Here is a 24,138-nt window from a genome sequence, read left to right as displayed (position 1 = left end):
TGGGGGGTGATCCGGCCTGATCGGCAAGGCACCCCCTACAGCTCGCCCTTCCGGGTCAGCTGGTTGAAGGCGATCCACCCCGGCAGCACCGGCAGCCACAGCGTCATCACGCGGTACAGCAGCACCGCGGGCGCCGCGACCTCCATCGGCAGCCCGACCGCGATCAGGCCCAGCGTCAGGGCGCCCTCGACCGCGCCCATCCCGCCCGGGGTGGGCGCCGCGGAGCCGAGAGCGTTGCCCGCGAGGAAGACCACCGCGATGCTCGCGTAGCTCAGCTGCGGCACGTCCGGGCCGCTGAACGCCCGGATCGAGGCGTCCAGGCAGAGCACGAACAGGCCGGTCAGCAGCAGCATCCCGCCGATCCCGGTGACCAGCTTCTGCGGCCGCTGCACCACGTCCAGCATGCGCGGCACGACCCCGGCGAAGAGCGAGCGCACCCGGGTCACGACGAACTTCCGCAGGAACGGAATGGCCGTCACCACCAGCACCAGCACCGCGACGGTCAGCAGACCGGCGATCACCGTCCGGGAGGGGGTGAGCGAGTCCGGGGTCTTCTCCGTGCCCGTGAGATAGCCGAAGAGGGCCAGCAGCAGGATGTGGCAGCCGAGCCCGAAGAGCTGCGAGGCCCCGACGCTCGCCACGGCGAGACCGGGGCGCACTCCGGCGCGCTGGAGGAAGCGGGTGTTCAGCGCCACACCGCCCACGGCGGCCGGGGCGACGATCTTCACGAACGAGCCGGCCACCTGCGCCTGCACGGTCTTCAGGAACGGCACCCGCTCCGGCACGAAGCCCAGCAGGCTCATCGCCGCCGCCACGTAGCTGAGCCCGGAGAAGCCGAGCGCGGCGGCCACCCAGCCCCACTCCGCCTGCTCCACGAGCACGCCGAAGTCGGCCTGGGTGACCTGGGAGATCAGGAAGTACGCGGCGATGGCCCCGGCGATGAAGCTGAAGAGGGTGCGCGGCTTGATCCGCTCCAGGCGCACCGGTTCGACCGGTGCCTGCGGGCGGATCAGCAGCACCTGGCGGCGGATCTGGGCCAGCAGGTCCCCCTCCCGCGCCTCCTCCATCGCTTCGTCCACAGCCCGCTTCTCGGCCTGCTTCTCCGTCCGCAGCGACTTGCGCTCGGCCTTCTGGCCGGACCTGGGCTCGGCCCCGGCCCGCGCCGCCTCGTCCGCCGCGTCCCGCGCCCGCGCCTCCTTGGCCGCCCGCGACGTCTCCAGCACCGCATCGCGCTCCTGCTGCGACCGTTCCCGCGCGAGCCGGCGCAGCGTCGCCCGGGTGGACCGGCTCAGCGCGATCGGCTGGAGCAGCGGCAGACAGTCCGCGACGGCGTCCGGGCCGAGTACGGCCAGGGCGCCGGAGACCGAACGCTCGGCCCCCACCCGCAGCCCCAGGGTGGTCAGCAGCTGCGCCACGTCCATCCGGAGCACCAGGTCACCGGCGGCGATCTCGCCGCCGCGCAGGTCCGTCACGAACGCCTTGCCGGAACGATCCACCAGCAGCGCGTCACCGGTCAGCCTGCGGTGCGCGATCCGGCGCGACTGGAGGGCCTTCACCTGATGCCAGGCGCCGCGCACCAGGTCGTCGGTGATCTCCGCGTCCTCCATCTGGTCCAGCGTCCGGCCGCCGATGTGCTCGTAGACCAGCATCACCGCGTCCGGGCCCAGCTCGGAGGTGGCGATCAGCTTCGGCGCGTTCGCCCCGGCGGCGATCGCCGCGTACGCGAGCAGCGCCTCCTGCTCCAGCGCCTGCCGCAGCGACTGGATCGAGCGGCGCTGGGTGATCCCGCGCAGCGTCAGCCGACGCCAGGCCCGGTAGAAGAACCCCTGGGCCTGCTGTTCCCGGTCGACGACCGTCACATCCAGTGGAGGCCCGTCCTCCAGGGTGACCAGATACCGCCGTCCCCGGTCGTTCTGGTCGGTGTTGTCGTTGTCGGGAGCGTCCTCGGTGCGCATCGCGGCGACCGGCCGGAAGCCGACGTGCCGCAGTCCCGCCATCAGGTGCTGGCCGGTGGGGCGGACGTTCGGGGAGCCGACCGCGTACAGCGTTCCGTACGCCACGGTCCAGCCGATCAGGACCGTCAGGATGATCGAGAACGGGGTGGTGTATCCGCCGACGAGCATCGCGAACGCGTCGAGCAGCAGCACCGCCCAGAGCACGACCCGCCAGCGCGGCCGTCTCGCCATCCCGACCGCGGTCATGTACGCGATCACGGGAGCGAGGTAGCCGTGCACCGGGTCGGTCAGTCCGGCGCCCGGCTGGGGCTGGGTCAGCGCCTCCTGGATGGTGCCGGGGGCGGAGCGCGAGACCCAGAGATCGGTGGCGAGGGTGACCCCGTGGGCGAGCACGGCGGCCAGGACGCCGTCGGCGATGCGCAGCCCGTCCCGCTTGATGAGCCGCTCGATGGCGAAGGCGACCGGCACGAGCAGCACGGCGATGCTGGAGACCAGCCCGGCCATCTTGATCAGCAGGTCGGGCGCCTGCTCGGTGCCCTTGGAGATGTCGTCCTCAAGGCCGGTGGTGGTGCCCTGGGCGAACGCGGCGATCGCGAACAGCACGGCGACGGCGGCGATGCCGATGAGCAGCCGCATCAGGTCGGAGGGGCGGTGCACCCGGGCGGGGAGCAGCGGCTCGTCGCCGGAGACCCGGTCGCTCAGGGCGGCCTCGGCGGAGGCGAGCGTGGAGCCGGTGAGGTGGCCGCTGGTGGACGCGGTGGCCGCGGCGGGACCTTCGGCCCGGACCGACTCGGCGGACTCCGGCGCACTCGGCGGGCGCTCTCCGGCATCGGAGGCGTCCGCCGCCTTCGGTGGCTGCACGCCCTGCTCCTTCGTCGCCTCTGGTTCGTCTTCGTGGTCTCGTATCACCGGTCACCACCCGGATGATGGTGGCACGGCCCGGAGACGGAGGGGGGCATCAGGGTGCGTCGCCCGGGCGCGGGAGGCGCAACATACGCCCCTTTGCACCTGCGCGCACGCTCGGTGCCCGCACCGACCCGGTTCCGGCCGCGCTGTCGGTGGCGTACGGCAGGATGGGGCGGATGAGCCAGGACGAGACAGGCTACGAGCAGTCGGCCCAGCTGCCGGAGTACGCGGAACGGGTCCTCGACGTCGCCGACCTGATCCCGCCGGGCCGGGTCATGACGTACGGCGATGTCGCGGAGTGGCTGGGCGACGGCGGCCCCCGGCAGGTCGGCCGGGTCATGGCGCTGTACGGCTCCGCCGTGCCCTGGTGGCGTGTGGTGCGGGCGGACGGGGCGCTGCTCCCGGGCCACGAGCTGCGGGCGCTGGACCACTACCGCGCGGAGGGGACCCCGCTGCGCGAGGCGTCGCACAGTGCGGACGGCCACCTTCCGCGGCTCGACATGCGCCGCGCGCGCTGGGACGGCGACGGGGGAGGCGACGGCGGCCCCACCGGCGGTGGGGGCGAGGAGACTCACAGGTGACGGCGGAGGCCGCCGCCCGCGTCCGGCAGGGCGCGGCCGGATACGTGACGAGGGACGCAGCGCACCCGCCGCCTCCCGCGCCCCCGCTGGCGTAGCGTCGTCACCGCGCGCCACGCGCGCCCCCTCTCCTCGTTCCGCAGGGATGACCTTTTTCGGTCTGTATGACCTGTACAACCCGTAAACCCACCAGGACCGGCGATCCACGTGAGCTCCTCCTCTTCCACCCGGCACAGTCCGCACCGTGAGTCACGGCCGCGGACCACGGGCGCGTACCGGCTGGTGCGCACCCCCCCGGGTTCCGTGGAGCCTCCTCTCCTGGACGCAGGCCAGCGCGCTGTGGTTGATCACGCCGACGGACCGCTGCTCGTCCTCGCGGGTCCCGGCACCGGCAAGACCACCACGCTCGTGGAGTCCGTGGCGGCCCGGGTGAACCGGGGCACCGACCCCGCCCGCATCCTCGTCCTCACCTTCAGCCGCAAGGCCGCCGTCGAGCTGCGCGACCGGATGGCGGCCCGGCTCGGCGCGGCGCGCGGTCCGCAGGCCACCACCTTCCATTCGTACTGCTACGCCCTGGTCCGCGCCCACCAGGACGCCGATCTCTTCGCCGATCCGCTGCGGCTCCTCTCCGGGCCCGAGCAGGACGTCACCGTCCGCGACCTGCTCGCCGGCCAGCTCGACCTGGAGAAGGAAGGCAAGGCCCACGTCCGCTGGCCCGACGAGCTGCGCGCCTGTCTGACCACCCGCGGCTTCGCCGACGAGGTGCGCGCCGTGCTCGCCCGCAGCCGCGACCTGGGCCTCGGCCCGGACGCGCTGGCCGCCTTCGCCCGCCGGACGGGCCGCCCGGACTGGAGCGCGGCGGCCCAGTTCCTCGCCGAGTACCTGGACGTGCTCGACGCCCAGGGCGTGCTGGACTACGCGGAGCTGGTCCACCGCGCGGTGCTGCTCGCGGAGCGCCCCGAGGTCTCGGCGCAGCTGGCCGGGGCGTACGACGCGGTGTACGTCGACGAGTACCAGGACACCGACCCGGCCCAGGTGCGCTTGCTGCACGCCCTGGCCGGGAACCCGGGGCGCGGGGCGCACACCGGAGGCGGAAGCCGGGGGCGTGGGGCGGGCGGCGGCCGGACGCTGGTGGCCTTCGGCGATCCGGACCAGTCGATCTACACGTTCCGGGGCGCCGATGTGAACGGCATCCTCGAATTCCCCGACACCTTCCGGCGGGCCGACGGCACCCCCGCACCCGTGGGCGTCCTCACCACCTCGCGGCGCTCCGGTTCCGGCCTGCTCGCGGCGACCCGCCTGCTCACCCGCCGGATGCCGCTGACCCGGCTGCCCGCCGACACCGTCCGCGCCCACCGCGACCTGCACGCCGTCCGGGAGGGCGGCCGGGTGGAGACGTACACCTACCCGACCGCCTCCACGGAGCTGGACAACATCGCGGATCTGCTGCGCCGCGCCCACCTGGAGGACGGGGTCCCGTGGCGCGAGATGGCCGTGCTGGTACGGGCCGGAGGCCGCTCGCTGCCCGCCGTCCGCCGCGCCCTCACCTCGGCGGGCGTCCCCCTGGAGGTCGACGGCGACGACCTCCCGCTCCGCCACGAACCGGCCGTCGCCCCGCTGCTGACCGCCCTGCGGACGGTGGCGACGGCGGCGCTGCGCACGGGCCGGGCCGACGAGGGGCAGGGCGACGACGGAACCGCCCTCTGGCTCGGCACCGAGACCGCCCTCACCCTCCTCACCTCCCCTCTCGGCTCCATGGACGCCGCCGACCTCCGCCGCCTCGGCCGGGCCCTGCGCGACGAGGAGCGCGCCGCCGGAATCCGGGTCCCCGCCCCCTCCGACGCTTTGCTCGCCCGAGCCCTGGCCGAGCCCGAACGCCTGGTCACCCACGATCCGGCGTACGCCCACGGCGCCCAGCGCCTCGGCGCGCTCCTGCGCACGGCCCGCGAGCTTCTCGAAGGCGGCGGGACCGCGGAGGAGGCCCTGTGGGCCCTGTGGAACGGCACCCCTTGGCCGGGCAGGCTGGAGCGGGCCGCGCTGCGCGGCGGGGCGGGCGGACGCAACGCCGACCGGGATCTCGACGCGGTGTGCGCCCTTTTCGACACGGCCGCGCGCGCCGAGGAGCGCACCGGCGGGCGCGGGGCGCTCAACTTCCTGGAAGAGGTCGACGCCCAGGACATCGCCGCCGACACCCTCTCCCGGCGGACCGCCCGCCCCGACGCCGTACGCCTGATGACCGCCCACCGCTCCAAGGGCCTCCAGTGGCGGTTCGTCGTCGTCGCCGGGGTCCAGGAAGGGCTCTGGCCCGACCTCCGCCGCCGGGGCTCCCTCCTGGAGGCGGACCTGATCGGCCGCGACGGGCTCGCCGAACCCCTCACGCCCGGCGCCCTCCTCGCCGAGGAGCGCCGCCTCTTCTACGTCGCCGCCACCCGCGCCCGCGAGCGCCTCGTCGTCACCGCCGTGAAGGCCCCCGCCGACGACGGCGACCAGCCCTCCCGCTTCCTGACCGAGCTGGGCGTCGAACCCCGCGACGTCACCGGCCGCCCGCGCCGCCCCCTCGCCGTCGCCGCACTCGTCGCCGAGCTGCGCGCCACCACCGTCGACCCGGCCGCATCCGACGCCCTGCGCGACGCCGCCGCCCACCGGCTCGCCCGGCTCGCCGCGCTCACCGACGACGAGGGCCAGGCACTGGTGCCCGCCGCCCACCCGTCCCGCTGGTGGGGCCTGGACGAACCGACCCGCTCCGCAGTCCCGCTGCGCGACCGCGACCAGCCCGTCACCCTCTCCGGCTCCGCCCTGGACCAGCTCGCCAACACCTGCGCCCTCCAGTGGTTCCTGGGCCGCGAGGTGAAGGCCGACACCCCGGCCACCGCCGCCCAGGGGTTCGGCAACGTCGTCCACGTACTCGCCGACGAGGTCGCCTCCGGCCGTACACCCGCCGACCTCGACGTCCTCATGGAGCGCCTGGACTCCGTCTGGAACGGCCTCGCCTTCGACGCCCCCTGGAAGTCCGAGCAGGAGAAGGACCAGGCCCGCGCCGCCCTGGAGCGCTTCCTGCACTGGCACGTCCTGGACCGCGGCGGCCGCACCCCCGCCGTCAGCGAGCACGACTTCGACGTGACCCTGGAGGCGGGCGCGTACGCCGTCCGCATCCGGGGCTCGATGGACCGGGTGGAGGAGGACGCCGAGGGAAGGGCGTACGTCGTCGACTTCAAGACCGGCAAGGGCGCGCCCACCAAGGACGAGGTCGCCACCCACCCGCAGCTCGCCGTCTACCAGCTGGCCGTCCGCGAGGGCGCGGTCGACGAGGTCTTCGACGGCCGGCGGCCCGAACCCGGCGGCGCCGAACTGGTCCAGCTCCGCCGACCCGCCCCCAGGAAGGAGGGCGGCGACGCGTTCCCCCAGGTGCAGGCGCAGGAACCGCTGGCCGGGGAGTGGGTCTCCGACCTGCTCGCGACGGCCGCCGGAAGGGTCCTGGACGAACGGTTCACGCCGACCACCGGCACCCACTGCACCCACTGCACCTTCCGCGCCTCGTGCAGCGCGCAGCCGGAGGGGCGGCAGGTGGTGGAGTAGCCCCTCTGGCGCGGTAGGCCCTTTCGTGGGCGTCGGCCCGGGTTGTCAGTGGCTCCGGTTACCGTTTCCCACGTGTCCTCACGCATCACCGATCCCGAGCAGCTCAAGGAGCTCCTCGGGATCCCCTTCACCCCGGAGCAGACGGCCTGCATCACCGCGCCGCCCGCCCCGCAGGTGATCGTGGCCGGAGCCGGGTCCGGGAAGACCACGGTGATGGCCGCACGCGTGGTCTGGCTGGTCGGCACCGGCCAGGTCGCCCCCGAACAGGTCCTCGGCCTCACCTTCACCAACAAGGCGGCGGGCGAGCTGGCCGAGCGCGTCCGCAAGGCGCTGATCGCCGCCGGGGTCACCGACCCCGAGGTCATCGACCCGGACAACCCGCCGGGCGAGCCCACCATCTCCACGTACCACGCGTTCGCCGGCCGCCTCCTCACCGAGCACGGCCTGCGCATCGGCCTGGAGCCGTCCACGCGCCTCCTCGCCGACGCCACGCGCTACCAGCTGGCAGCGAAGGTCCTGCGGGAGGCCCCGGGCCCGTACCCGGCGCTCACCCGCTCGTTCCCGACTCTGGTCAGCGACCTCCTGGCGCTCGACGGGGAGCTGTCCGAACACCTCGTACGACCCGGGCGCCTGGACACGTACGACACCGAGCTGCTGCGGGAGCTGGAGACGGCCAAGCTCAGCAACGCCGACCTGCGCAAGATCCCCGAGACCGCCGAGGCCCGCCGCTCCCTCCTCGGCCTCACCGAGCGCTACCGGTCCGCCAAGCGGAGCCGGGACCTCCTGGACTTCGGCGACCAGATCGCCCTCTCCGCCGAGCTGGCCCTGACCCGGCCCGAGGTGGGGGAGATCCTGCGGGACGAGTTCCGGGTGGTGCTGCTGGACGAGTACCAGGACACGTCGGTGGCCCAGCGGCTGCTGCTGTCGGCGCTGTTCGGCAGCGGTACGTCCGCCACGGCCACCGGCCACGCGGTGACCGCCGTCGGTGACCCCTGTCAGGCGATCTACGGCTGGCGCGGCGCCTCCGTCGCCAACCTGGACGACTTCCCCGAGCACTTCCCGCACGCCGACGGCACCCCCGCCACGCGCCACAGCCTCAGTGAGAACCGGCGCAGCGGCGGCCGCCTCCTCCACCTCGCCAACGGTCTCGCCGAACCCCTGCGCGCGATGCACGAGGGCGTCGAGGCGCTGCGCCCGGCGCCGGGTGCCGAGCGCGACGGGACGGTCCGCTGCGCCCTGCTGAGCACCCACACCGAGGAGATCGACTGGCTCGCGGACTCCCTCGCCCACCTCGTGCGCACCGGCACCCCGCCCGGCGAGATCGCCGTCCTGTGCCGCACCGCCGGGGACTTCGGGCAGATCCAGGCGGCCCTGGTCGCCCGGGACATCCCGGTCGAGGTGGTCGGCCTGGCCGGCCTGCTGCACCTGCCCGAGGTGGCGGACCTGGTCGCCGTCTGCGAGGTCCTCCAGGACCCGGGCGCCAACGCGTCCCTGGTCCGCCTCCTCACCGGCCCGCGCTGGCGCATCGGCCCCCGTGACCTCGCGCTCCTGGGCCGCCGCGCCCGCCTCCTGGTCCACCGGGCCGCCCAGGGGGACGACACCGACCCGGACCGGCGGCTCGCGGAGGCCGTCGAGGGCACCGACCCGGCCGAGGTGATATCGCTCGCCGACGCCCTGGACACCTTCCTGATCGCGGGGGACGCGGCGGACGACGGGCTGCCGTTCTCGGCGGAGGCGCGTGTGCGCTTCGCCCGGCTCGCCCGCGAGCTGCGCGACCTGCGCCGCTCGCTCGCGGACCCCCTGATGGACGTCCTGCACCGGGTCCTGGCCACCACCGGCCTGGAGGTCGAGCTGTCCGCGTCCCCACAGGCACTGGCCGCCCGCCGGCGCGAGACCCTCGCCAACTTCCTGGACATAGCGGCCTCCTTCGCCTCTCTGGACGGCGAGGCGTCCCTCCTCGCCTTTCTCGGCTTCCTGCGGACCGCCGCGCAGTACGAGAAGGGCCTCGACAACGCGCTGCCCGGCGGCGAGAACTCCGTCAAGGTCCTCACCGCGCACAGGTCCAAGGGGCTGGAGTGGGACGTGGTCGCCGTGCCCGGCCTGGTCACCGGCCAGTTCCCGAGCGACCGCTCCCGGGACGCCTGGACCGCGCAGGCCAAGGTGCTCCCGCACGCCCTGCGTGGCGACGCGGCGACCCTCCCGGTGCTGGGCGCGTTCGACGCCAAGGGCATGAAGGCCTTCAAGGAGGAGATGAAGGAGCACCAGCACACGGAGGAGCTGCGCCTGGGGTACGTCACCTTCACCCGCCCCCGTTCGCTGCTCCTCGGCTCCGGCCATTGGTGGGGCCCGTCCCAGAAGAGGACGCGCGGCCCGTCCGCCTTTTTGGAGGCGCTGTACGAGCACTGCGTGGCGGGCCACGGCGAGATCGAGGTCTGGGCGGACGAGCCCGCGGAGGACGAGGAGAACCCGGCCCTCGCGGCGCCCGACACCGACCTGGCCTGGCCGCTCCCGCTGGACGCCACGGCCCTCGCGCGCCGTCGCGCCGCTCGGGACACGGTGCTGGCCCACCTGGAGAGCCTGGCCGTCCGCGGGGACGAGCAGCCACCGGCGTACGCCCCCGAACCCGATGACGTACCGGCGTACGAGGACGAGCCACCGGCCGACGAGGACTGGGACTGGGACGCGCTCCCCACCGAGCGCCCCCAGGACGCCCCGGCCGAGGTGTCGGAGACCGTACGGGAGTCGGCACCGCACATCCCCGCCGCCCGCCACCCGCAGGAAGGACCGGCGGACCGCCTCACCCCCGAGGAGGCCCGCACCCTCGCCTCCTGGGACCGGGATCTCGACGCCCTCGCCGGAGAGCTCCGCCGCGCCCGCGCCACCGTGCACGACGTCCTCGTCCCCGCCGCGCTCTCCGCCACCCAGTTGCTGCGCCTGGCCGAGGACCCCGACGCCTTCGCCAAGGAGCTGGCCCGGCCCATGCCCCGGCCGCCGCAGCCCGCCGCCCGCCGGGGCACCCGCTTCCACGCCTGGGTGGAGTCCCGGTACGAGGAGCTGCCGCTGCCCATGCTCGGCCCCGACGAGCTGCCCGGGGGCGACGAGAGCGACACGGAGATCGCCGACGAGCGGGACCTCGCCGAGCTGAAGGAGGCGTTCGAGCGCACCTCGTACGCCCGGCGCACGCCGTACCGGGTGGAGACCCCGTTCCAGATCACCCTCGCGGGCCGGGTGATCCGGGGCCGTATCGACGCCGTGTACCGCACGGGTGGCCGTTACGAGATCGTCGACTGGAAGACCACCCGCCACCGCACCGCCGACCCGCTCCAGCTCGCCGTCTACCGGCTGGCCTGGGCCGAGCTGCACGATCTGCCACTCACCGAGGTCACCGCCACCTTCCTCTACGTACGCAGCGGGGAGACCGTCCGCCCGCAGGGGCTGCCCGGCCGGGCGGAGCTGGAGCGGATCCTGCTGGACGAGCCGGCCCCCGGGGACGGATAGGCTCAAGAGCATGAGCGAGACCCCGGACAGCGCCGTCCGTACGTACACCGAACAGCACCGCGCAGCCTTCCTCGACGACCTCGCCGAGTGGCTGCGCATCCCGTCCGTATCGGCGCAGCCGGAGCACGACGGGGACGTACGGCGCAGCGCCGAGTGGCTGAGCGCCAAGCTCAAGGAGACCGGCTTCCCGGTCACCGAGATCTGGGAGACGCCCGGCGCCCCGGCGGTCTTCGCCGAGTGGCCCAGCGAGGACCCGGGCGCCCCGACGGTCCTGGTCTACGGCCACCACGACGTGCAGCCCGCCGCCCGCGAGGACGGCTGGGCCACCGACCCGTTCGAGCCGGTGGTCCGGGACGGCCGGATGTACGGACGCGGCGCCGCCGACGACAAGGGCCAGGTGTTCTTCCACACCCTCGGGGTCCGCGCCCACCTCGCCGCCACCGGCCGCACCACCCCCGCCGTGAACCTCAAGCTGCTGATCGAGGGCGAGGAGGAGTCGGGCTCCCCGAACTTCCGCGCCCTGGCCGAACAGCGCGCCGCCCGCCTCGCCGCCGACGCCGTGATCGTCTCGGACACCGGCATGTGGGACGAGGAGACGCCGACCGTCTGCACCGGCATGCGCGGCCTCGCCGAGTGCGAGATCGAGCTGTACGGCCCCGCCCAGGACATCCACTCCGGATCGTTCGGGGGAGCCGTCCCCAACCCGGCCACCGAGATCGCCCGGCTGGTCGCCGCCCTCCACGACGAGGACGGCCGCGTCGCGGTCCCGGGTTTCTACGAGGGGGTCACCGAGCTCACCGACACCGAGCGGGCCCTCTTCGCCCAGCTCCCCTTCGACGAGGCGACCTGGCTGCGTACGGCGAAGTCGCAGGCCGCCTCCGGCGAGGCCGGGTACTCCACGCTGGAACGCGTCTGGGCCCGCCCCACCGCCGAGGTCAACGGCATCGGCGGCGGCTACCAGGGCGCCGGCAGCAAGACGATCATCCCGTCCTCGGCCCTGGTGAAGATCAGCTTCCGCCTGGTCGACGGCCAGGACCCCGACCGCGTTCAGGAGACCGCCCGCGCCTGGGTGGAGTCCCGCGTTCCGGCGGGCATCCGCCACCGGATCACCTTCCAGCCCGCCACCCGCCCCTGTCTGACCCCGCTGGACCACCCCGCCCTCCAGGCGGTGGCCCGCGCGATGGGCCGTGCCTTCGGCAAGAAGATCCTCTTCACCCGCGAGGGAGGCTCGGGCCCTGCCGCCGACCTCAGGGACGTTCTCGGCGCCCCCGTCCTCTTCCTCGGCATCTCCGTACCCTCCGACGGCTGGCACGCCCCCGACGAGAAGGTCGAGCTGGACCTGCTGCTCAAGGGCGTGGAGACGACCGCGTACCTGTGGGGCGAATTGGCCACGGCGCTCGGCCGATGAACCCGGCCCCACCTCCGCACACCCGATCCGCCCAGGGGGAGTAGGAAGCACCTGTGAGCACCTTCGACAACGCCACCGCAGACCGCCCGATCGGCCTCACCGCGCCCAGCGGCATCGACCGTGCGGCGCACCACCGCCTCGACGAGGCGTGGCTGGCCGTGGCGTGGAGCCACCCGACGACCCGCGTCTTCGTCGTCTCCGGCGGGCAGGTGCTGATCGACGACACCCCCGAGGGGGGCACCTCCATCGTGATGACCCCGGCCTTCGAGGCCCCGGTCACCGAGACCCACCGCTACTTCCTCGGCACCGACGAGGAGGGCGTCAGCTACTTCGCTCTCCAGAAGGACTCGCTGCCCGGCCGCATGGACCAGTCGGCCCGCCCGGCCGGACTGCGCGAGGCGGGCCTGCTGCTCGGCCCCCGTGACGCGGGCCTGATGGTGCACGCGGTCGCCCTGGAGAACTGGCAGCGCCTGCACCGCTTCTGCTCCCGCTGCGGCGAGCGCACCGTCATCGCCGCGGCCGGGCACATCCGCCGCTGCCAGGCCTGCGGCGCCGAGCACTATCCGCGCACCGACCCGGCGGTCATCATGCTCGTCACCGACGACCAGGACCGCGCGCTGCTGGGCCGCCAGGTGCACTGGCCCGAGGGCCGCTTCTCCACGCTCGCCGGGTTCGTCGAGCCGGGGGAGTCGATCGAGCAGTCCGTGGTCCGCGAGGTGTACGAGGAGGCGGGCGTCACCGTCGGCGAGGTGGAGTACATCGCCAGCCAGCCGTGGCCCTTCCCCTCCAGCCTGATGCTGGGCTTCATGGCCCGGGCGACCTCCTCGGAGATCACCGTCGACGGTGAGGAGATCGAGGAGGCCCGCTGGTTCTCCCGCGAGGACCTCACGGCCGCCTTCGAGTCCGGCGAGGTCATGCCCCCATTCGGCATCTCGATCGCCGCTCGGCTGATCGAGCTCTGGTACGGGAAGCCGCTGCCGAGGCCGGGCAGCCTGAACCGCACGAACTGAACGGGAAACACGACGGCCCCCGCCTGATGCCGGGGGCCGTCGTGCGGGTTCGATGCGCCGAGCGCTCGGCGTCAGGCGGCGAGTGCCTGCTTCACCTGGGCCAGTGACGGGTTGGTCATGACCGATTCGGTGCCGGAGGGGGAGACGATCAGCAGCGTCGGGACCGTCTGGTTTCCGCCGTTCGCCTTCTCGACGAACGCCGCCGAGTCCGCGTCGTGCTCGATGTTGACCTCGTTGTACGCGATGCCCTCGCGGTCCATCTGGCCCTTGAGCCGACGGCAGTAGCCGCACCAGGTCGTGCTGTACATCGTCACAGTGCCCGCCATGTCGGTGGCGCTCCCTTGTCTCGTCCGTCCCGCTGCGCGGCCGGCAGCGTCACATGCGGGCCGGCGGCCTGCGCCGCCTTCCCGCACCGAGTGGAACGTACGGGAGGCGGTCACCATTCCCGCAACAGCACCGGAGCCGTCATCCCCCGCATCAGTACGACGAATACCTCACCCCTGTGGACAACCGCCGCATCCGTCCCTCGGGACCTGGCAGCATGGCGGGGTGACAGCAGCAACGCACTCCACCCTCTTCCCGCAGGTTCCCGAGACCCCGGACGCCGTGCTCGACGGGCTCGACCCCGAGCAGCGCGAGGTGGCTCTCGCCCTGCACGGACCGGTGTGCGTGCTGGCAGGAGCGGGTACGGGCAAGACGCGCGCGATTACCCACCGCATCGCGTACGGGGTGCGGGCGGGCATCCTCCAGCCCGCCACGATTCTCGCCGTCACCTTCACCAACCGGGCCGCCGGCGAGATGCGCGGGCGGCTCCGGCAGCTCGGCGCGACCGGGGTCCAGGCGCGGACGTTCCACTCCGCGGCGCTCCGGCAGCTCCAGTATTTCTGGCCGAAAGCAGTCGGTGGTGAGCTGCCCCGGCTGCTGGAGCGGAAGGTGCAGCTTGTCGCCGAGGCCGCGGCCCGCTGCGAGCTCCGGCTCGACCGCAACGAGCTGCGGGACGTCACCAGCGAGATCGAGTGGGCCAAGGTCACCCAGACCGTGCCCGCCGACTATCCGGCCGCGGTCGCGAAGACCCAGCGGGACGCCCCGCGCGCCCCGGCGGTCCTCTCCCAGATCTACTCCACGTACGAGCAGCTCAAGCGCGACCGATCGGTGATCGACTTCGAGGACGTGCTGCTGCTCACCGTCGGCATCCTCCAGGACCGGCACGACATCGCCGACCACGTGCGCGGCCAGTACCAGCACTTCGTCGTCGACGAGTACCAGGACGTGAGCCCGCTCCAGCAGCGCCTGCTCGACCTCTGGGTCGGCGACCGGGACAACCTCTGCGTCGTCGGCGACGCCAGCCAGACGATCTACTCCTTCACCGGGGCCACCCCCGACCACCTGCTGAACTTCCGCACCCGCCACCCCGGCGCGACGGTGGTCAAGCTGGTGCGGGACTACCGCTCCACCCCCCAGGTCGTCCACCTCGCCAACGGCCTGCTGAGCCAGGCCCGCGGCAAGGCCGCCGACCAGCGGCTGGAGCTGGTCTCGCAGCGCGACAAGGGCCCCGAGCCCATCTACGCGGAGTATCCCGACGAGCCCCACGAGGCCGAGGCCACCGCCCGCCGCATCCGCGACCTGATCGCGGGGGGTGTCCCGGCCGGGGAGATCGCCGTTCTCTACCGGGTCAACTCCCAGTCCGAGGTCTACGAGCAGGCCCTCGCCGACGCGGGCGTGCCCTACCAGCTGCGCGGCGCCGAGCGGTTCTTCGAGCGGGCCGAGGTCCGGGAGGCGGGCACCGCCCTGCGCGGCGCCGCCCGCGCCGGGCGCAACGACTCCCTGCTCGACGGGGCGGAGGGGCTGCCGTCCCAGGTGCGGGCGGTGCTCTCCACGAAGGGCTGGACCACCCGCCCGCCCGCCGGATCGGGGGCGGTACGCGACCGCTGGGAGTCGCTGGCCGCGCTGGTGCGGCTGGCGGAGGACTTCGAGGCGGCCAAGCCGGGGGCGACCCTGACCGACCTGGTCCGGGAGCTGGACGAGCGGGCGGCCGCCCAGCACGCCCCGACGGTCCAGGGCGTCACGCTGGCCTCCCTGCACTCGGCGAAGGGCCTGGAGTGGGACGCGGTGTTCCTGGTCGGCCTGACCGAGGGCATGATGCCGATCGCGTACGCCAAGACCGACGAGCAGGTCGAGGAGGAGCGGCGCCTGTTGTACGTCGGCGTCACCCGGGCCCGTCTCCACCTCTCGCTCTCCTGGTCCCTGGCGCGTTCCCCCGGCGGACGACCGAGCCGCAGGCCCACCCGGTTCCTGAACGGGCTGCGCCCGGGCTCCACGGCGCTCGGCGCCCGGAGCGGGGCCGGAGGCGGCGGGGGAATCGACCGGGGCACCGGCCGGGCCGCGCGTGCCGAGCGGACCGAGGCCGTCGAGAGCAGGCCCCGACAGACGGCGCGGTGCCGGGTCTGCCGCCGGCCCCTCACCGACGCGGGCGAGATGAAGCTGATGCGGTGCGAGGAGTGCCCGTCCGACATGGACGAGGCGCTGTACGGGCGCCTGCTGGACTGGCGCGCCGGCCAGGCGGTCGAACTGAGTCAGCCGGACTACTGCGTCTTCACCGAGAAGACGCTGATGGCCATCGCCGAGGCGGTGCCGTCCACCGAGGGGGAGCTGGTCGTCATCGCCGGCGTCGGGAACCGGAAGCTGACCCGTTTCGGAGCCGACGTACTCGCCATCTGCGCAGGTGAGACGGTCGGTGAGGGCCCTGCAGAGGGCGACGGGGAGGGCTGAGAAAAACTCGTCCAGAAAATAGTTTGCGCCCGCACCAGTCGTCACCATAGGTTCTTAACCACGGGAACAGCGACTTCTCTGAAGCCCTGATTCAGTGCTGTACTTATCCGAATACGCAGGACCGGCTCCGGCCGGTCCCCCTGAGACGCCGAGAGGAGGCGATTGAAGTGATCAGCATCATCGAAACCCAGAAAATGACCGGTCTTTCGGTCGCTTCCGCCTGCTCGCTCGGCCTCGCCCGCTCCTCGGCTGCTTCGCTCCGCGTCACCGGTCTGTCCGGCATCTCCGCCGTCAGCCCGCTGTCCCTGGCGAGCCTCCCCGTGGTGCGGGAGCGCAATGAGCGACCGATCGAGGCACCGGCGGCAGCAGTAGCGAAGGACGCACAGGCTCAGGCCTATGCCTTTGCGGCAGCCGGTGCCGGAGCCAAGAAGCAGACGCAGCAGCACCACACGATGTGGGCCTTCCGTGGGCCTGAACCCTGGAGCGATCCAGCCTGATCCAGCATCAGGCCGGCGCCTCAGGGCCGCGGAACCCCACTCGGGATCCGCGGCCCTTTTGTTTTGTCCGAACGGACGGGACACACCGAAGGCGCCTCGGGCCAGCAGTACCAGCCGCCAACCGGCCAACCGGCCGGCACGACCAGACGAGGACACCACCCACCGTGCAACTCGAAGCGCACGCCCCGTCAGTACCGCAGTCCGACTCGATCTCCCCGCCCGGTTCCACGGAGGACTCCACCTTGCTCCCCCTCACCGCGCTCACCGCGCTCACCGCGCTCGACGACGCCATCGAGAACCTCGGCGTACCCGTCCCCTGCCGCTCGTACGACCCGGAGGTCTTCTTCGCCGAGTCCCCGGCCGACGTCGAGTACGCCAAGTCCCTCTGCCGTACCTGCCCGCTCGTCGAGGCCTGCCTCGCCGGTGCCAGGGAGCGGCGCGAGCCGTGGGGCGTCTGGGGAGGCGAGCTCTTCGTCCAGGGTGTCGTCGTGGCCCGCAAGCGGCCGCGCGGCCGTCCGCGCAAGAACCCGGTCGCAGCGTGACCGCCGAATGCGGCGCCCCCGCCCCCACACGGTGGCTGCGCCTCGGAACCATCGACCGTCCCCAGACCCATGACCCCCGGAATCAGGCACCAATGATCACCCCCACGAAGGAGCCCGTCGGCTCCGCGACCTCCGACGTCACCATCATCGGCGCGAACGACTCGCGTCAGAACAGGACCCGCGAGATGCAACTCATCCCAGAAGCCCTGGCCCGTGCGCATATGCACGACCGTCTGCGGGAGGCCGAGGTGGGCCGTCAAGCGGTGCGCCTCGTCGCCGCCCGCAAGATGCAGCGCCGAGCGGAGCGCGCCTCGCTGCGCGCCCGCCGGGCGCTGGCCATGGCCGTCATGCACTGAGAGGCCCCACCTCCGCTCCACGCCGGAGCACCACCCGACCGCGGGGCCGTCCGAACAAGGACGGCCCCGCGGTGCGTTGTGCTGCCGGGGCCCGGGCGCGGGGATATCGTCACGAGGTGGACGAGGACACGCATCCCCCCGAACAGCCGGCCGCCGGACCGGTGGTCTGTGCCCGCTGCGGCACCGCCGCCGAAGGCGACACGGCACCGGTGACCTGGCTCTCCTCCGTGGAGGACGGCCGCCGCCTTCACTTCTGCGAGACCTGTGCCCGCCTCCACATCAGAGCGATCGAGAGCCGCCTCGACTCCCTCTGGTGGTGACCCCGGCTACGCACCGCTCTCCGCGACGAACCCCGGCAGCCACGCCTCGAGTTCGTCCCGCAGCCGGACCGCCGCACCGAGCTGGCACAGCACCCCGATCGTGCTGAGCGTGACCCGGTGTATCAGGAGATAGGACGGCGGCAGGTTCAGCTGCCTGCCGAGCTGGTGGGCGGGGGAGCGCGGATCAGCTATCCGGGCCGCCTGGTCCCGCAGCCAGCCCCGGGAGAAGGCGAATTCCTCCACCTGCGCAGGTTCGATGATCGGGAGCAGGTAGTCGAGCACCTCGTCCGGCTCCAGGTCGATCGACTCCTTCACGAACCCCTCTGCGCGCAGCAGTCCGTACACCCCGGCCGCGTCGCCCTCCAGGGTCATCCGCAGGGACTCACCGATGGTCCCCGGCAGCCCGCCCGGCAGTCGGTCAACCGTGCCGAAGTCCAGCACCCCCAGCCGCCACCGACCGGCCTCGGCACCCCCTTCGTCCGAGCCATCCGGAGCGTGCGGGGCCTCCGCCGGGGGCAGCAGCCGGAAGTTGCCCGGATGCGGGTCGGCGTGGAGCAGGCCGGTACGGGCCGGGCCCGAGAAGAGGAAGCGCGCCAGCAGCTGCCCGGCCCGGTCCCGCTGCTCCGCCGTGCCCTCCGCGATGATGTCGGCCAGCGGCACCCCGTCCATCCACTCCGTCACCAGCACCTGGTCGGACTGGTGCACCACCCCCGGGATCACCACATCGGGATCGTCCGCGAACTCCTCCGTGTGGACCCGCTGGGCCTGCGCCTCCAGCTCGTAGTCCAGCTCCTCCGACACCCGGTCGCGCATCTCCTTGATGAGCGGCTTGATGTCCATCCCCGGGACCAGGGGGCCGAGCAGCCGGGCGAAGCGGCTGAGCTGGGTGAGGTCCGAGAGCAGCGCGTCGCCCGCACCGGGGTACTGCACCTTCACGGCGACCTCCCGGCCGTCGTGCCACACCCCCCGGTGCACCTGCCCGATCGAGGCGGCGGCCGACGGCTTGTCCTCGAACTCCAGGAAGTGCTCCCGCCAGTCCTCGCCGATCCGCTCGGCCAGCACCGCGTGAACCGTGGCCGCGGGCAGGGGCGGAGCGGCCTCCTGGAGCTTGGTCAGCGCGGCCCGGTAGGGGCCCGCGATCTCCTCGGGCAGCGCCGACTCGAAGACCGAGAGGGCCTGGCCCAGCTTCATGGCCCCGCCCTTCAGCTCGCCCAGGGTCTTGAACAGCTGGTCCGCCGTGCGCTGCTGCACCTCACGGGCGACCAGCTCGGCGGACCTGCCGCCGATCCGCTTGCCCAGACCCCAGGTGGCACGGCCGGCGAAGCCGAGCGGGAGCGCGGCCAGCTTGGCCGTACGCGTAACCGCCTTCCGGGGAAGATCAGACATGTGCCCCTCCAGTTCCCAGACTGCCGTGCCGCTCGGGCCGCCGGTGTCTCTCCGGCGGCGACGGTCACCCGGCCATTGTGTCCTGCGCCGGAACGGAGCCGGAGGCCCCTTCCCCCTCGGCGTGCTCGGCCGCCCCGCAGGAGCAGTCGGCATGGGGGCCGATCCGCTCGCTCCGCCAGTCCAGCAGGGGCAGCGCGGCCTCCCAGCGCGCCCCGGTGCTGGCCGGCAGTTCCCCGTCCAGGAAGGACAGGGCATGGGCCGCGGCGAGTCCGGCGACCGCCGTGGCCAGCCCCAGATCGCAGGCGGGCACCACGCCCCGCCGCCCCGAGCGCCACTGCGCCAGCATCCGGGGCCACTGCGAATCCCGGTCCGCGCGGTGCAGCTCCAGACACCCCGCGCAGCCGGTGCCGCCCGGAAGCACGAGCGGCCCGACCACTCCGGTGGCCTCGATGACTCCCGCATAGAGATGAGGAGTGCCCGACGCGATCCAGGGGGCCGCGGTGTCCGGGACCGGTGCGTACACCGAGAGGCCGTCCCGGGGTGCGACGACGATCAGCGACAGGCCGGGCTGTCCATCGCCCGCGCCCCGCTCCGCCCCCGTCGACCGGGGCGCGGGCCCGGCGGCGGCCCGGCGGACGAGCCGGCGGGCCGCCGTGTCGCGCCGTTCCCCCACGGCCGCGGCCGGAAGTCCGGCCGGTGCCACGTCCTCCGGCTCGGCCCGGCCCCCGTCCAGCACCTCCACATGGCCCACCCCCGAGCCGGACAGCACCGCGGCGATCGACGCGCCGACCCGGCCCGCGCCCCGCACCTGGACCCGCATCGCCCGCCGGGCCGCCATCCGGCGCGGTCCCTCGCCCGGCCCGGGGTGGACGACGGAGAGCGAGGCGACATCGGGACGTTGACGCTCCATCACCTCGACCCGCTGGCGCAGGACATCCGCCCGCGGGCCGGCCGCCCGCGGATCGTCGAGAAGGCCCGCCTCCGCCAGTCGCCGGACCAGGACGTCCACATGACGGTCCGACAGGTCCAGGGTCCGGGCCTCCTCCCGCAGCAGCGGCAGGCCGCGTGTCCCGTCGAGCAGCTCCAGAAAGCTCCCCGTCGCGATGTCCACCGGGCCGAGCGTCACGGCGTGGGCGGGGGTCACCCCGAATTGCACGGTGTTCCGTCCGCGCCACGCACGTCGCAGCACGGGCTTCAGCATCGGATGCAGGACTTCTCCCCCGAGACGCACGGCTTTCCCCCGATCGGTGTCGTGACCGCGTGCTCGGGAGGATTCCCGGCCGCGTCGAGCCATTGCCAGAATGCGCGCCCTCGGTGAAGCGTGCTCGGAGTTATCCACAGGTAGAGGGGTCAGTCATTCAATAATGCTGCTCATGGTGCGAAGTGAGGTGCGGGGAGTGGAGAGAACCGGTGGCGAAGGGACCCGGAGGCAGGACTTCCCCCACTGACAGCGGGTAACGTCGAGGCGTGCCCGCAGACCCGTCACCCGGCGTCGCCGGGGAGACCCCCATGCGCAGCGCCGTGAGCCATCAGCCCGGCGCGGTCGGCCGTGCGCCCCGCGCCCCGGCGACGAGCGCGGTCGAGGTCCGCAGGAGCACCCGGCGCAGGAAGTCGGTCTCCGCCTACCGGGAGGGCGGCCGCACGATCGTGCTCATCCCCGCCCGGATGTCGGAGGCGGAGGAGCGGCGCTGGGTGGGCGTGATGCTCGACAAGCTCGCCGCCCAGGAGAGCAAGAGGGTCCTCGGTGACGCCGAGCTCACGGGGCGGGCCGAGCGGCTGTCCGCCCAGTATTTCGACGGCAGGGCCCGGCCCGCATCCGTTCGCTGGGTGACCAACCAGAACACCCGCTGGGGCTCGTGCACCCCCGCCGAGGGCAGCATCCGGCTCTCGCACCGGCTCCAGGGCATGCCGGAGTACGTCGTCGACTACGTACTCCTCCATGAGCTGGCCCATCTGCTGGTCCCCGGCCACGGCCCGGGGTTCTGGCGGCTGCTGGAGGCGTATCCCCGCACCGAGCGGGCCCGCGGCTACCTCGAAGGAGTGGTGGCTGCCGATCAGCTGCCCCGACCGCCCGCCGCACGCGAGGAGTGAGACCGGCGCACGCCGCGCTCCCGGACGAGACGCGTTCGGCGATTCTGTACCGGGTCTGTACCGGCTTGGCCGGATGTCGCGGTTTGCGGTTAGCCTGACGCGACGCATTCACCTTCGGGATGGGGGACGGTCGTTACGTATGGCCAGGGAATTCCAACGAGGCCACAAGGCCAAGATCAGTGATCTCACACCGGGGACAGATCTGTACGTAGGTGTGCAGATCGCCGCCCCTGGACTGACCTTCGACATCAGCTGCTTCGGCCTGGATGCCGATGAACAGCTCTCGGACGACCGGTATTTCATCTTCTTCAACCAGCCGAAATCGCCCGAGGAGTCGATTCAGCTCCTCGGTGCGCAGTCCGGTGACACCGAGTCCTTCCGCGTCACGCTCGACCGCATCCCGGCCAGTATCCACAAGCTCTCCTTCACCGCGACGCTCGACGGTGCCGGACAGATGTCGCAGGTCGGCCCCGGGTACATCCGGATCGTCGCGGGCGGTGAGGAAGTGGTCAGATACGCCTTCACCGGCTCGGAGTTCACCACCGAGCGCGCTGTGATGCTCGGTGACTTCTACCTGAAGGACGTCTGGCGCTTCGCCGCCGTCGGCCAGGGCTTCGACGGCGGTCTCGACGCGCTCCTGAAGAACTTCGGCGGCGAGGTCGCCGAGGAGGAGGCGCCGGCCGCCCCGCAGGCGGCCCCGGGCTTCGCCCCGCCGGCCCAGGCCACCGCGGCCCCGGCCTTCGCGGCCCCGCCCGCACCGCCCGCCCCCCAGGCCCCGCAGCCCGCACCGTCCTTCGGCGCCCCGCCCGCGCCCGCGCCGCAGCAGCCGATGCATGCCGCGCCCACGATCGCGGCCCCGCTCACGCCGCAGGCGCCCCCGGCCCCGGCCCCGTACGGCCAGCCCGGTCACCAGCCCCCGCCGCCCCCGCAGCCGCAGTTCGGCCAGGTCCCCGGCCAGGGCGTTGCGCCCACACCGCCCTACGGCCAGCCCGCGCCCGCTCCCTACGGCCAGCCGGCCCCGGCACCGTACGGGCAGAACGCCCCGGCCCCCTTCGGGCAGCAGCAGCCCGTCGGTGTGCCGCAGGGCCCTCCGGCGGCCGGCGCCGGGCTCCACGCGGCCCTCCAGCTGTACAAGGAGACGCCTACCGGACAGCGCTGGACCCCGCAGAACAAGCAGCTCATGCGGGTCGACCTGACCATGGGCGGAGCCGGCGTGCTGGCCCGCCAGGGCAGCATGGTGATGTACCAGGGCAAGGTCGACTTCGGCTACAAGAGCGCCGGCTTCGTCGGACGGGCCGTCGGCAACGCCACCGGCCAGGAGATGCAGCTGATGCGCTGTACCGGCCGCGGCCAGGTCTTCCTCGCCGAGGAGGGCTCGTACCTGCACCCCATCGAGCTCCAGGGCGACGCCATCTGCGTCTCCGCCGAGAGCGTCCTCGCCTTCGACGAGTCCCTCCAGTACGAGGTCCGCCGGGTCGAGGGGCACGGCATCCCCGGCGGCGCCCTGTTCACCATGCAGTTCCAGGGCACCGGCACCGTGATCATCAAGACCCATGGCACCCCGGTCGTCCTGCCGGTCACCCCCACCACGTTCGCCGACTGCAACGCGGTGGTGGCCTGGTCGGCCGCCTCCCAGGTGATCGTCTCCAGTCAGGTCCGGCTGCGCCGCAACGCGTACCCGGGACACAGCGGGGAGACCGTGAACCTCCAGTTCCGGGGAGCCCCCGGCAACTTCATCGTCGTCCAGCCCTACGAGGTCTAGAGGGAGCCCGTCATGAACCAGCAACTCGCGGGCTTCGCCCCGACCCCCGTCACGGCCCGGATGGAGAACCACGGCTCGGCCATGCTCAAGGTCGCCATGGCCTCCGGGCAGGACCTCTACGCGCGCACCGGTTCGATGGTGGCGTACGAGGGGTTCATCCAGTACGAGCCCAATCCGCCCGCCGCCCGGCAGATCGCCTCCCAGTGGATCACCGGTGAGGGCGCACCCGTCATGAAGTGCTCCGGCGACGGACTGCTCTACCTCGCCGACTACGGCGCCGACGTGGTCGTCATCAACCTGAACAACGAGGCCATCTCGGTCAACGGCACCAACATCCTCGCCTTCGACGCGCACCTCACCTGGGGCGTCGAGAAGGTCAAGGGGATGGCCAAGTTCGCCGGACAGGGGCTGTGGAACGTCGTCGTCCAGGGCACCGGATGGGTGGCCATCACCTCCCGGGGCACCCCGATCGTCGTCGACTGCGGACGCGGTGACGACGAGACGTACGTCGACCCGGACGCCCTCGTCGCCTGGTCGACGAACCTCAAGGTCAAGGGCAAGCGCAGCTTCAAGGCCGGGGCGCTGATCGGCCGCGGCAGCGGGGAGGCGTACCAGATGGCCTTCTCCGGAGAGGGCATCGTCGTCGTCCAGCCGAGCGAGGACAGTACGGACCGCCTGCGGATCCGGAACTGAGGGGAGGGGAACACACCATGCAGAGTCCGCTTTTCAGCTACACCGAGCAGCAGTCCCAGGACCGGTACACGATCCAGAACCCGCAGCTCCTGCGGGTGGCGCTGACCGGACAGGACGACATCCTGGCCCGGAAGGGCGCCATGGTCGCCTACCAGGGACTGATGGACTTCGACGGCGAGTACCAGTCACAGGGCCAGCGGCGCGCCCGCGCGCACACCGGCGAGGGCCTCGACCTGATGCGGGTCTCCGGTCAGGGCACGGTCTACTTCGCCAACCTCGCCCAGTACATCCACGTCGTGGACGTCGACCGTGAGGGGATGACCGTGGACAGCTCCTACGTCCTCGCGCTCGACTCCTCGCTGCACACCGAGGTCATCGCGGTGGACAGCCAGTACGGGATCTCCGGCAGTGGCAAGTACCAGCTCAACATCACCGGCACCGGCAAGGTAGCCCTCATGACCTCCGGCCAGCCCTTGATGATGCAGGTCACGCCCGACAAGTACGTCAACGTGGACGCCGACGCCATCGTTGCCTGGTCCAGCGCCCTGCGGGTGCAGATGCAGGCCCAGACGCACTCCAGCGGTGTCTTCCGGCGCCGCGGCAACACCGGCGAGGGCTGGGAGCTCAGCTTCCTCGGTCAGGGCTTCGCCCTCGTCCAGCCGAGCGAGGTCATGCCCCCGCAGAACGCCCAGATCGGCCAGGGCGCCCGCGCCCAGTTCGGCGGGGGCCAGCAGGGAGCCCACGGCCAGAACCAGAACAACGCCTGGAACTGACCTCTGTCCTCCACCCGC

At 72.9% G+C, this 24,138-nt stretch carries 18 protein-coding genes; 14 read left to right on the top strand and 4 right to left on the bottom strand.

The genetic code is table 11. From position 1 onward, the window contains the following. Positions 1-35: 35 nt before the first annotated feature. Positions 36-2,816 carry a lysylphosphatidylglycerol synthase domain-containing protein gene (locus AMK21_RS16555; RefSeq protein ID WP_073878579.1) on the bottom strand — a complete coding sequence of 927 codons (2,781 nt, stop codon included), beginning with the start codon at positions 2,814-2,816 and terminating at the stop codon, positions 36-38. A 221-nt stretch (positions 2,817-3,037) separates the two neighbouring features. Between AMK21_RS16555 and AMK21_RS16550 the strand changes: the two genes are divergently transcribed. The 5 genes from AMK21_RS16550 (at position 3,038) to nudC (ending at position 12,931) form a co-directional block, all read left to right on the top strand. Further along, the gene (locus AMK21_RS16550; RefSeq protein ID WP_073878577.1) at positions 3,038-3,442 is read left to right on the top strand and encodes an MGMT family protein; all 405 of its coding nucleotides are present in this window, start codon (positions 3,038-3,040) and stop codon (positions 3,440-3,442) included. A 204-nt stretch (positions 3,443-3,646) separates the two neighbouring features. Further along, complete coding sequence (locus AMK21_RS16545) at positions 3,647-7,015, top strand: ATP-dependent helicase (protein ID WP_073878575.1); 3,369 nt, start codon at positions 3,647-3,649, stop codon at positions 7,013-7,015. Between the two features lie 72 nt (positions 7,016-7,087). Beyond that, positions 7,088-10,513, top strand: coding sequence for an ATP-dependent DNA helicase (locus tag AMK21_RS16540; protein WP_073878573.1), 3,426 nt, complete (start codon positions 7,088-7,090; stop codon positions 10,511-10,513). Between the two features lie 10 nt (positions 10,514-10,523). Beyond that, the gene (locus AMK21_RS16535) at positions 10,524-11,921 is read left to right on the top strand and encodes a dipeptidase (RefSeq protein WP_073878571.1); all 1,398 of its coding nucleotides are present in this window, start codon (positions 10,524-10,526) and stop codon (positions 11,919-11,921) included. A 53-nt stretch (positions 11,922-11,974) separates the two neighbouring features. Beyond that, positions 11,975-12,931 carry an NAD(+) diphosphatase gene (nudC, locus tag AMK21_RS16530; protein WP_018510106.1) on the top strand — a complete coding sequence of 319 codons (957 nt, stop codon included), beginning with the start codon at positions 11,975-11,977 and terminating at the stop codon, positions 12,929-12,931. 71 nt (positions 12,932-13,002) lie between these two features. On the opposite strand, the gene AMK21_RS16525 is transcribed toward nudC, so the two are convergent. Further along, complete coding sequence (locus tag AMK21_RS16525) at positions 13,003-13,257, bottom strand: glutaredoxin domain-containing protein (protein ID WP_073878569.1); 255 nt, start codon at positions 13,255-13,257, stop codon at positions 13,003-13,005. Between the two features lie 223 nt (positions 13,258-13,480). Between AMK21_RS16525 and AMK21_RS16520 the strand changes: the two genes are divergently transcribed. The 5 genes from AMK21_RS16520 (at position 13,481) to AMK21_RS16500 (ending at position 17,415) form a co-directional block, all read left to right on the top strand. After that, a complete protein-coding gene (locus AMK21_RS16520; protein WP_073878567.1) occupies positions 13,481-15,700 on the top strand; it encodes an ATP-dependent DNA helicase UvrD2 in 2,220 nt (739 codons plus the stop codon). Between the two features lie 167 nt (positions 15,701-15,867). Beyond that, positions 15,868-16,197 (top strand): hypothetical protein, encoded by a 330-nt coding sequence (locus tag AMK21_RS16515; RefSeq protein WP_073878565.1) that lies wholly within the window; start codon positions 15,868-15,870, stop codon positions 16,195-16,197. A gap of 164 nt (positions 16,198-16,361) precedes the next feature. Next, a complete protein-coding gene (locus tag AMK21_RS16510) occupies positions 16,362-16,739 on the top strand; it encodes a WhiB family transcriptional regulator (RefSeq protein WP_073878563.1) in 378 nt (125 codons plus the stop codon). After that, positions 16,736-17,095: a hypothetical protein gene (locus AMK21_RS16505; RefSeq protein WP_199863210.1), complete on the top strand. Its 360-nt coding sequence runs from the start codon at positions 16,736-16,738 to the stop codon at positions 17,093-17,095. The genes AMK21_RS16510 and AMK21_RS16505 overlap by 4 nt, the downstream gene beginning before the upstream one ends. Positions 17,096-17,211: 116 nt before the next feature. After that, a complete protein-coding gene (locus AMK21_RS16500) occupies positions 17,212-17,415 on the top strand; it encodes a hypothetical protein (RefSeq protein WP_018510101.1) in 204 nt (67 codons plus the stop codon). 6 nt (positions 17,416-17,421) lie between these two features. On the opposite strand, the gene AMK21_RS16495 is transcribed toward AMK21_RS16500, so the two are convergent. Next, positions 17,422-18,801, bottom strand: coding sequence for an ABC1 kinase family protein (locus tag AMK21_RS16495; protein WP_073878561.1), 1,380 nt, complete (start codon positions 18,799-18,801; stop codon positions 17,422-17,424). Positions 18,802-18,865: 64 nt separating this feature from the next. Next, a complete protein-coding gene (locus tag AMK21_RS16490; protein ID WP_073879178.1) occupies positions 18,866-20,011 on the bottom strand; it encodes a ThiF family adenylyltransferase in 1,146 nt (381 codons plus the stop codon). A gap of 299 nt (positions 20,012-20,310) precedes the next feature. Here AMK21_RS16490 and AMK21_RS16485 point away from each other — a divergent pair, with 299 nt between their 5' ends. The 4 genes from AMK21_RS16485 (at position 20,311) to AMK21_RS16470 (ending at position 24,120) form a co-directional block, all read left to right on the top strand. After that, positions 20,311-20,892, top strand: a complete 582-nt coding sequence (locus AMK21_RS16485) for a M48 family metallopeptidase (protein WP_199863209.1) — start codon at positions 20,311-20,313, stop codon at positions 20,890-20,892. 139 nt (positions 20,893-21,031) lie between these two features. Continuing rightward, entirely contained in the window at positions 21,032-22,654 is a 1,623-nt protein-coding gene (locus AMK21_RS16480) for a TerD family protein (protein ID WP_073878557.1), read from the top strand. Between the two features lie 12 nt (positions 22,655-22,666). Further along, positions 22,667-23,347, top strand: a complete 681-nt coding sequence (locus AMK21_RS16475; protein ID WP_073878555.1) for an AIM24 family protein — start codon at positions 22,667-22,669, stop codon at positions 23,345-23,347. A 17-nt stretch (positions 23,348-23,364) separates the two neighbouring features. Continuing rightward, positions 23,365-24,120, top strand: coding sequence for an AIM24 family protein (locus tag AMK21_RS16470; RefSeq protein ID WP_073878553.1), 756 nt, complete (start codon positions 23,365-23,367; stop codon positions 24,118-24,120). The last annotated feature ends 18 nt before the right edge of the window (positions 24,121-24,138 follow it).

It is taken from the genome of Streptomyces sp. CB00316, from assembly GCF_001905595.1.
In the GTDB taxonomy this organism is placed as follows: Bacteria; Actinomycetota; Actinomycetes; order Streptomycetales; family Streptomycetaceae; genus Streptomyces.
This window is presented reverse-complemented; position numbering and strand designations above follow the sequence as displayed.

What these genes read in the sequence shown, in the direction of transcription:
- AMK21_RS16550 (WP_073878577.1), top strand. Translation starts at nt 3,038, where the DNA reads ATGAGCCAGGACGAGACAGGCTACGAGCAGTCGGCCCAGCTGCCGGAG.
- AMK21_RS16535 (WP_073878571.1), top strand. Translation starts at nt 10,524, where the DNA reads ATGAGCGAGACCCCGGACAGCGCCGTCCGTACGTACACCGAACAGCAC.
- AMK21_RS16525 (WP_073878569.1), bottom strand. Translation starts at nt 13,257, where the DNA reads ATGGCGGGCACTGTGACGATGTACAGCACGACCTGGTGCGGCTACTGC.
- AMK21_RS16495 (WP_073878561.1), bottom strand. Translation starts at nt 18,801, where the DNA reads ATGTCTGATCTTCCCCGGAAGGCGGTTACGCGTACGGCCAAGCTGGCC.
- AMK21_RS16485 (WP_199863209.1), top strand. Translation starts at nt 20,311, where the DNA reads ATGCGCAGCGCCGTGAGCCATCAGCCCGGCGCGGTCGGCCGTGCGCCC.
- AMK21_RS16480 (WP_073878557.1), top strand. Translation starts at nt 21,032, where the DNA reads ATGGCCAGGGAATTCCAACGAGGCCACAAGGCCAAGATCAGTGATCTC.
- AMK21_RS16475 (WP_073878555.1), top strand. Translation starts at nt 22,667, where the DNA reads ATGAACCAGCAACTCGCGGGCTTCGCCCCGACCCCCGTCACGGCCCGG.
- AMK21_RS16470 (WP_073878553.1), top strand. Translation starts at nt 23,365, where the DNA reads ATGCAGAGTCCGCTTTTCAGCTACACCGAGCAGCAGTCCCAGGACCGG.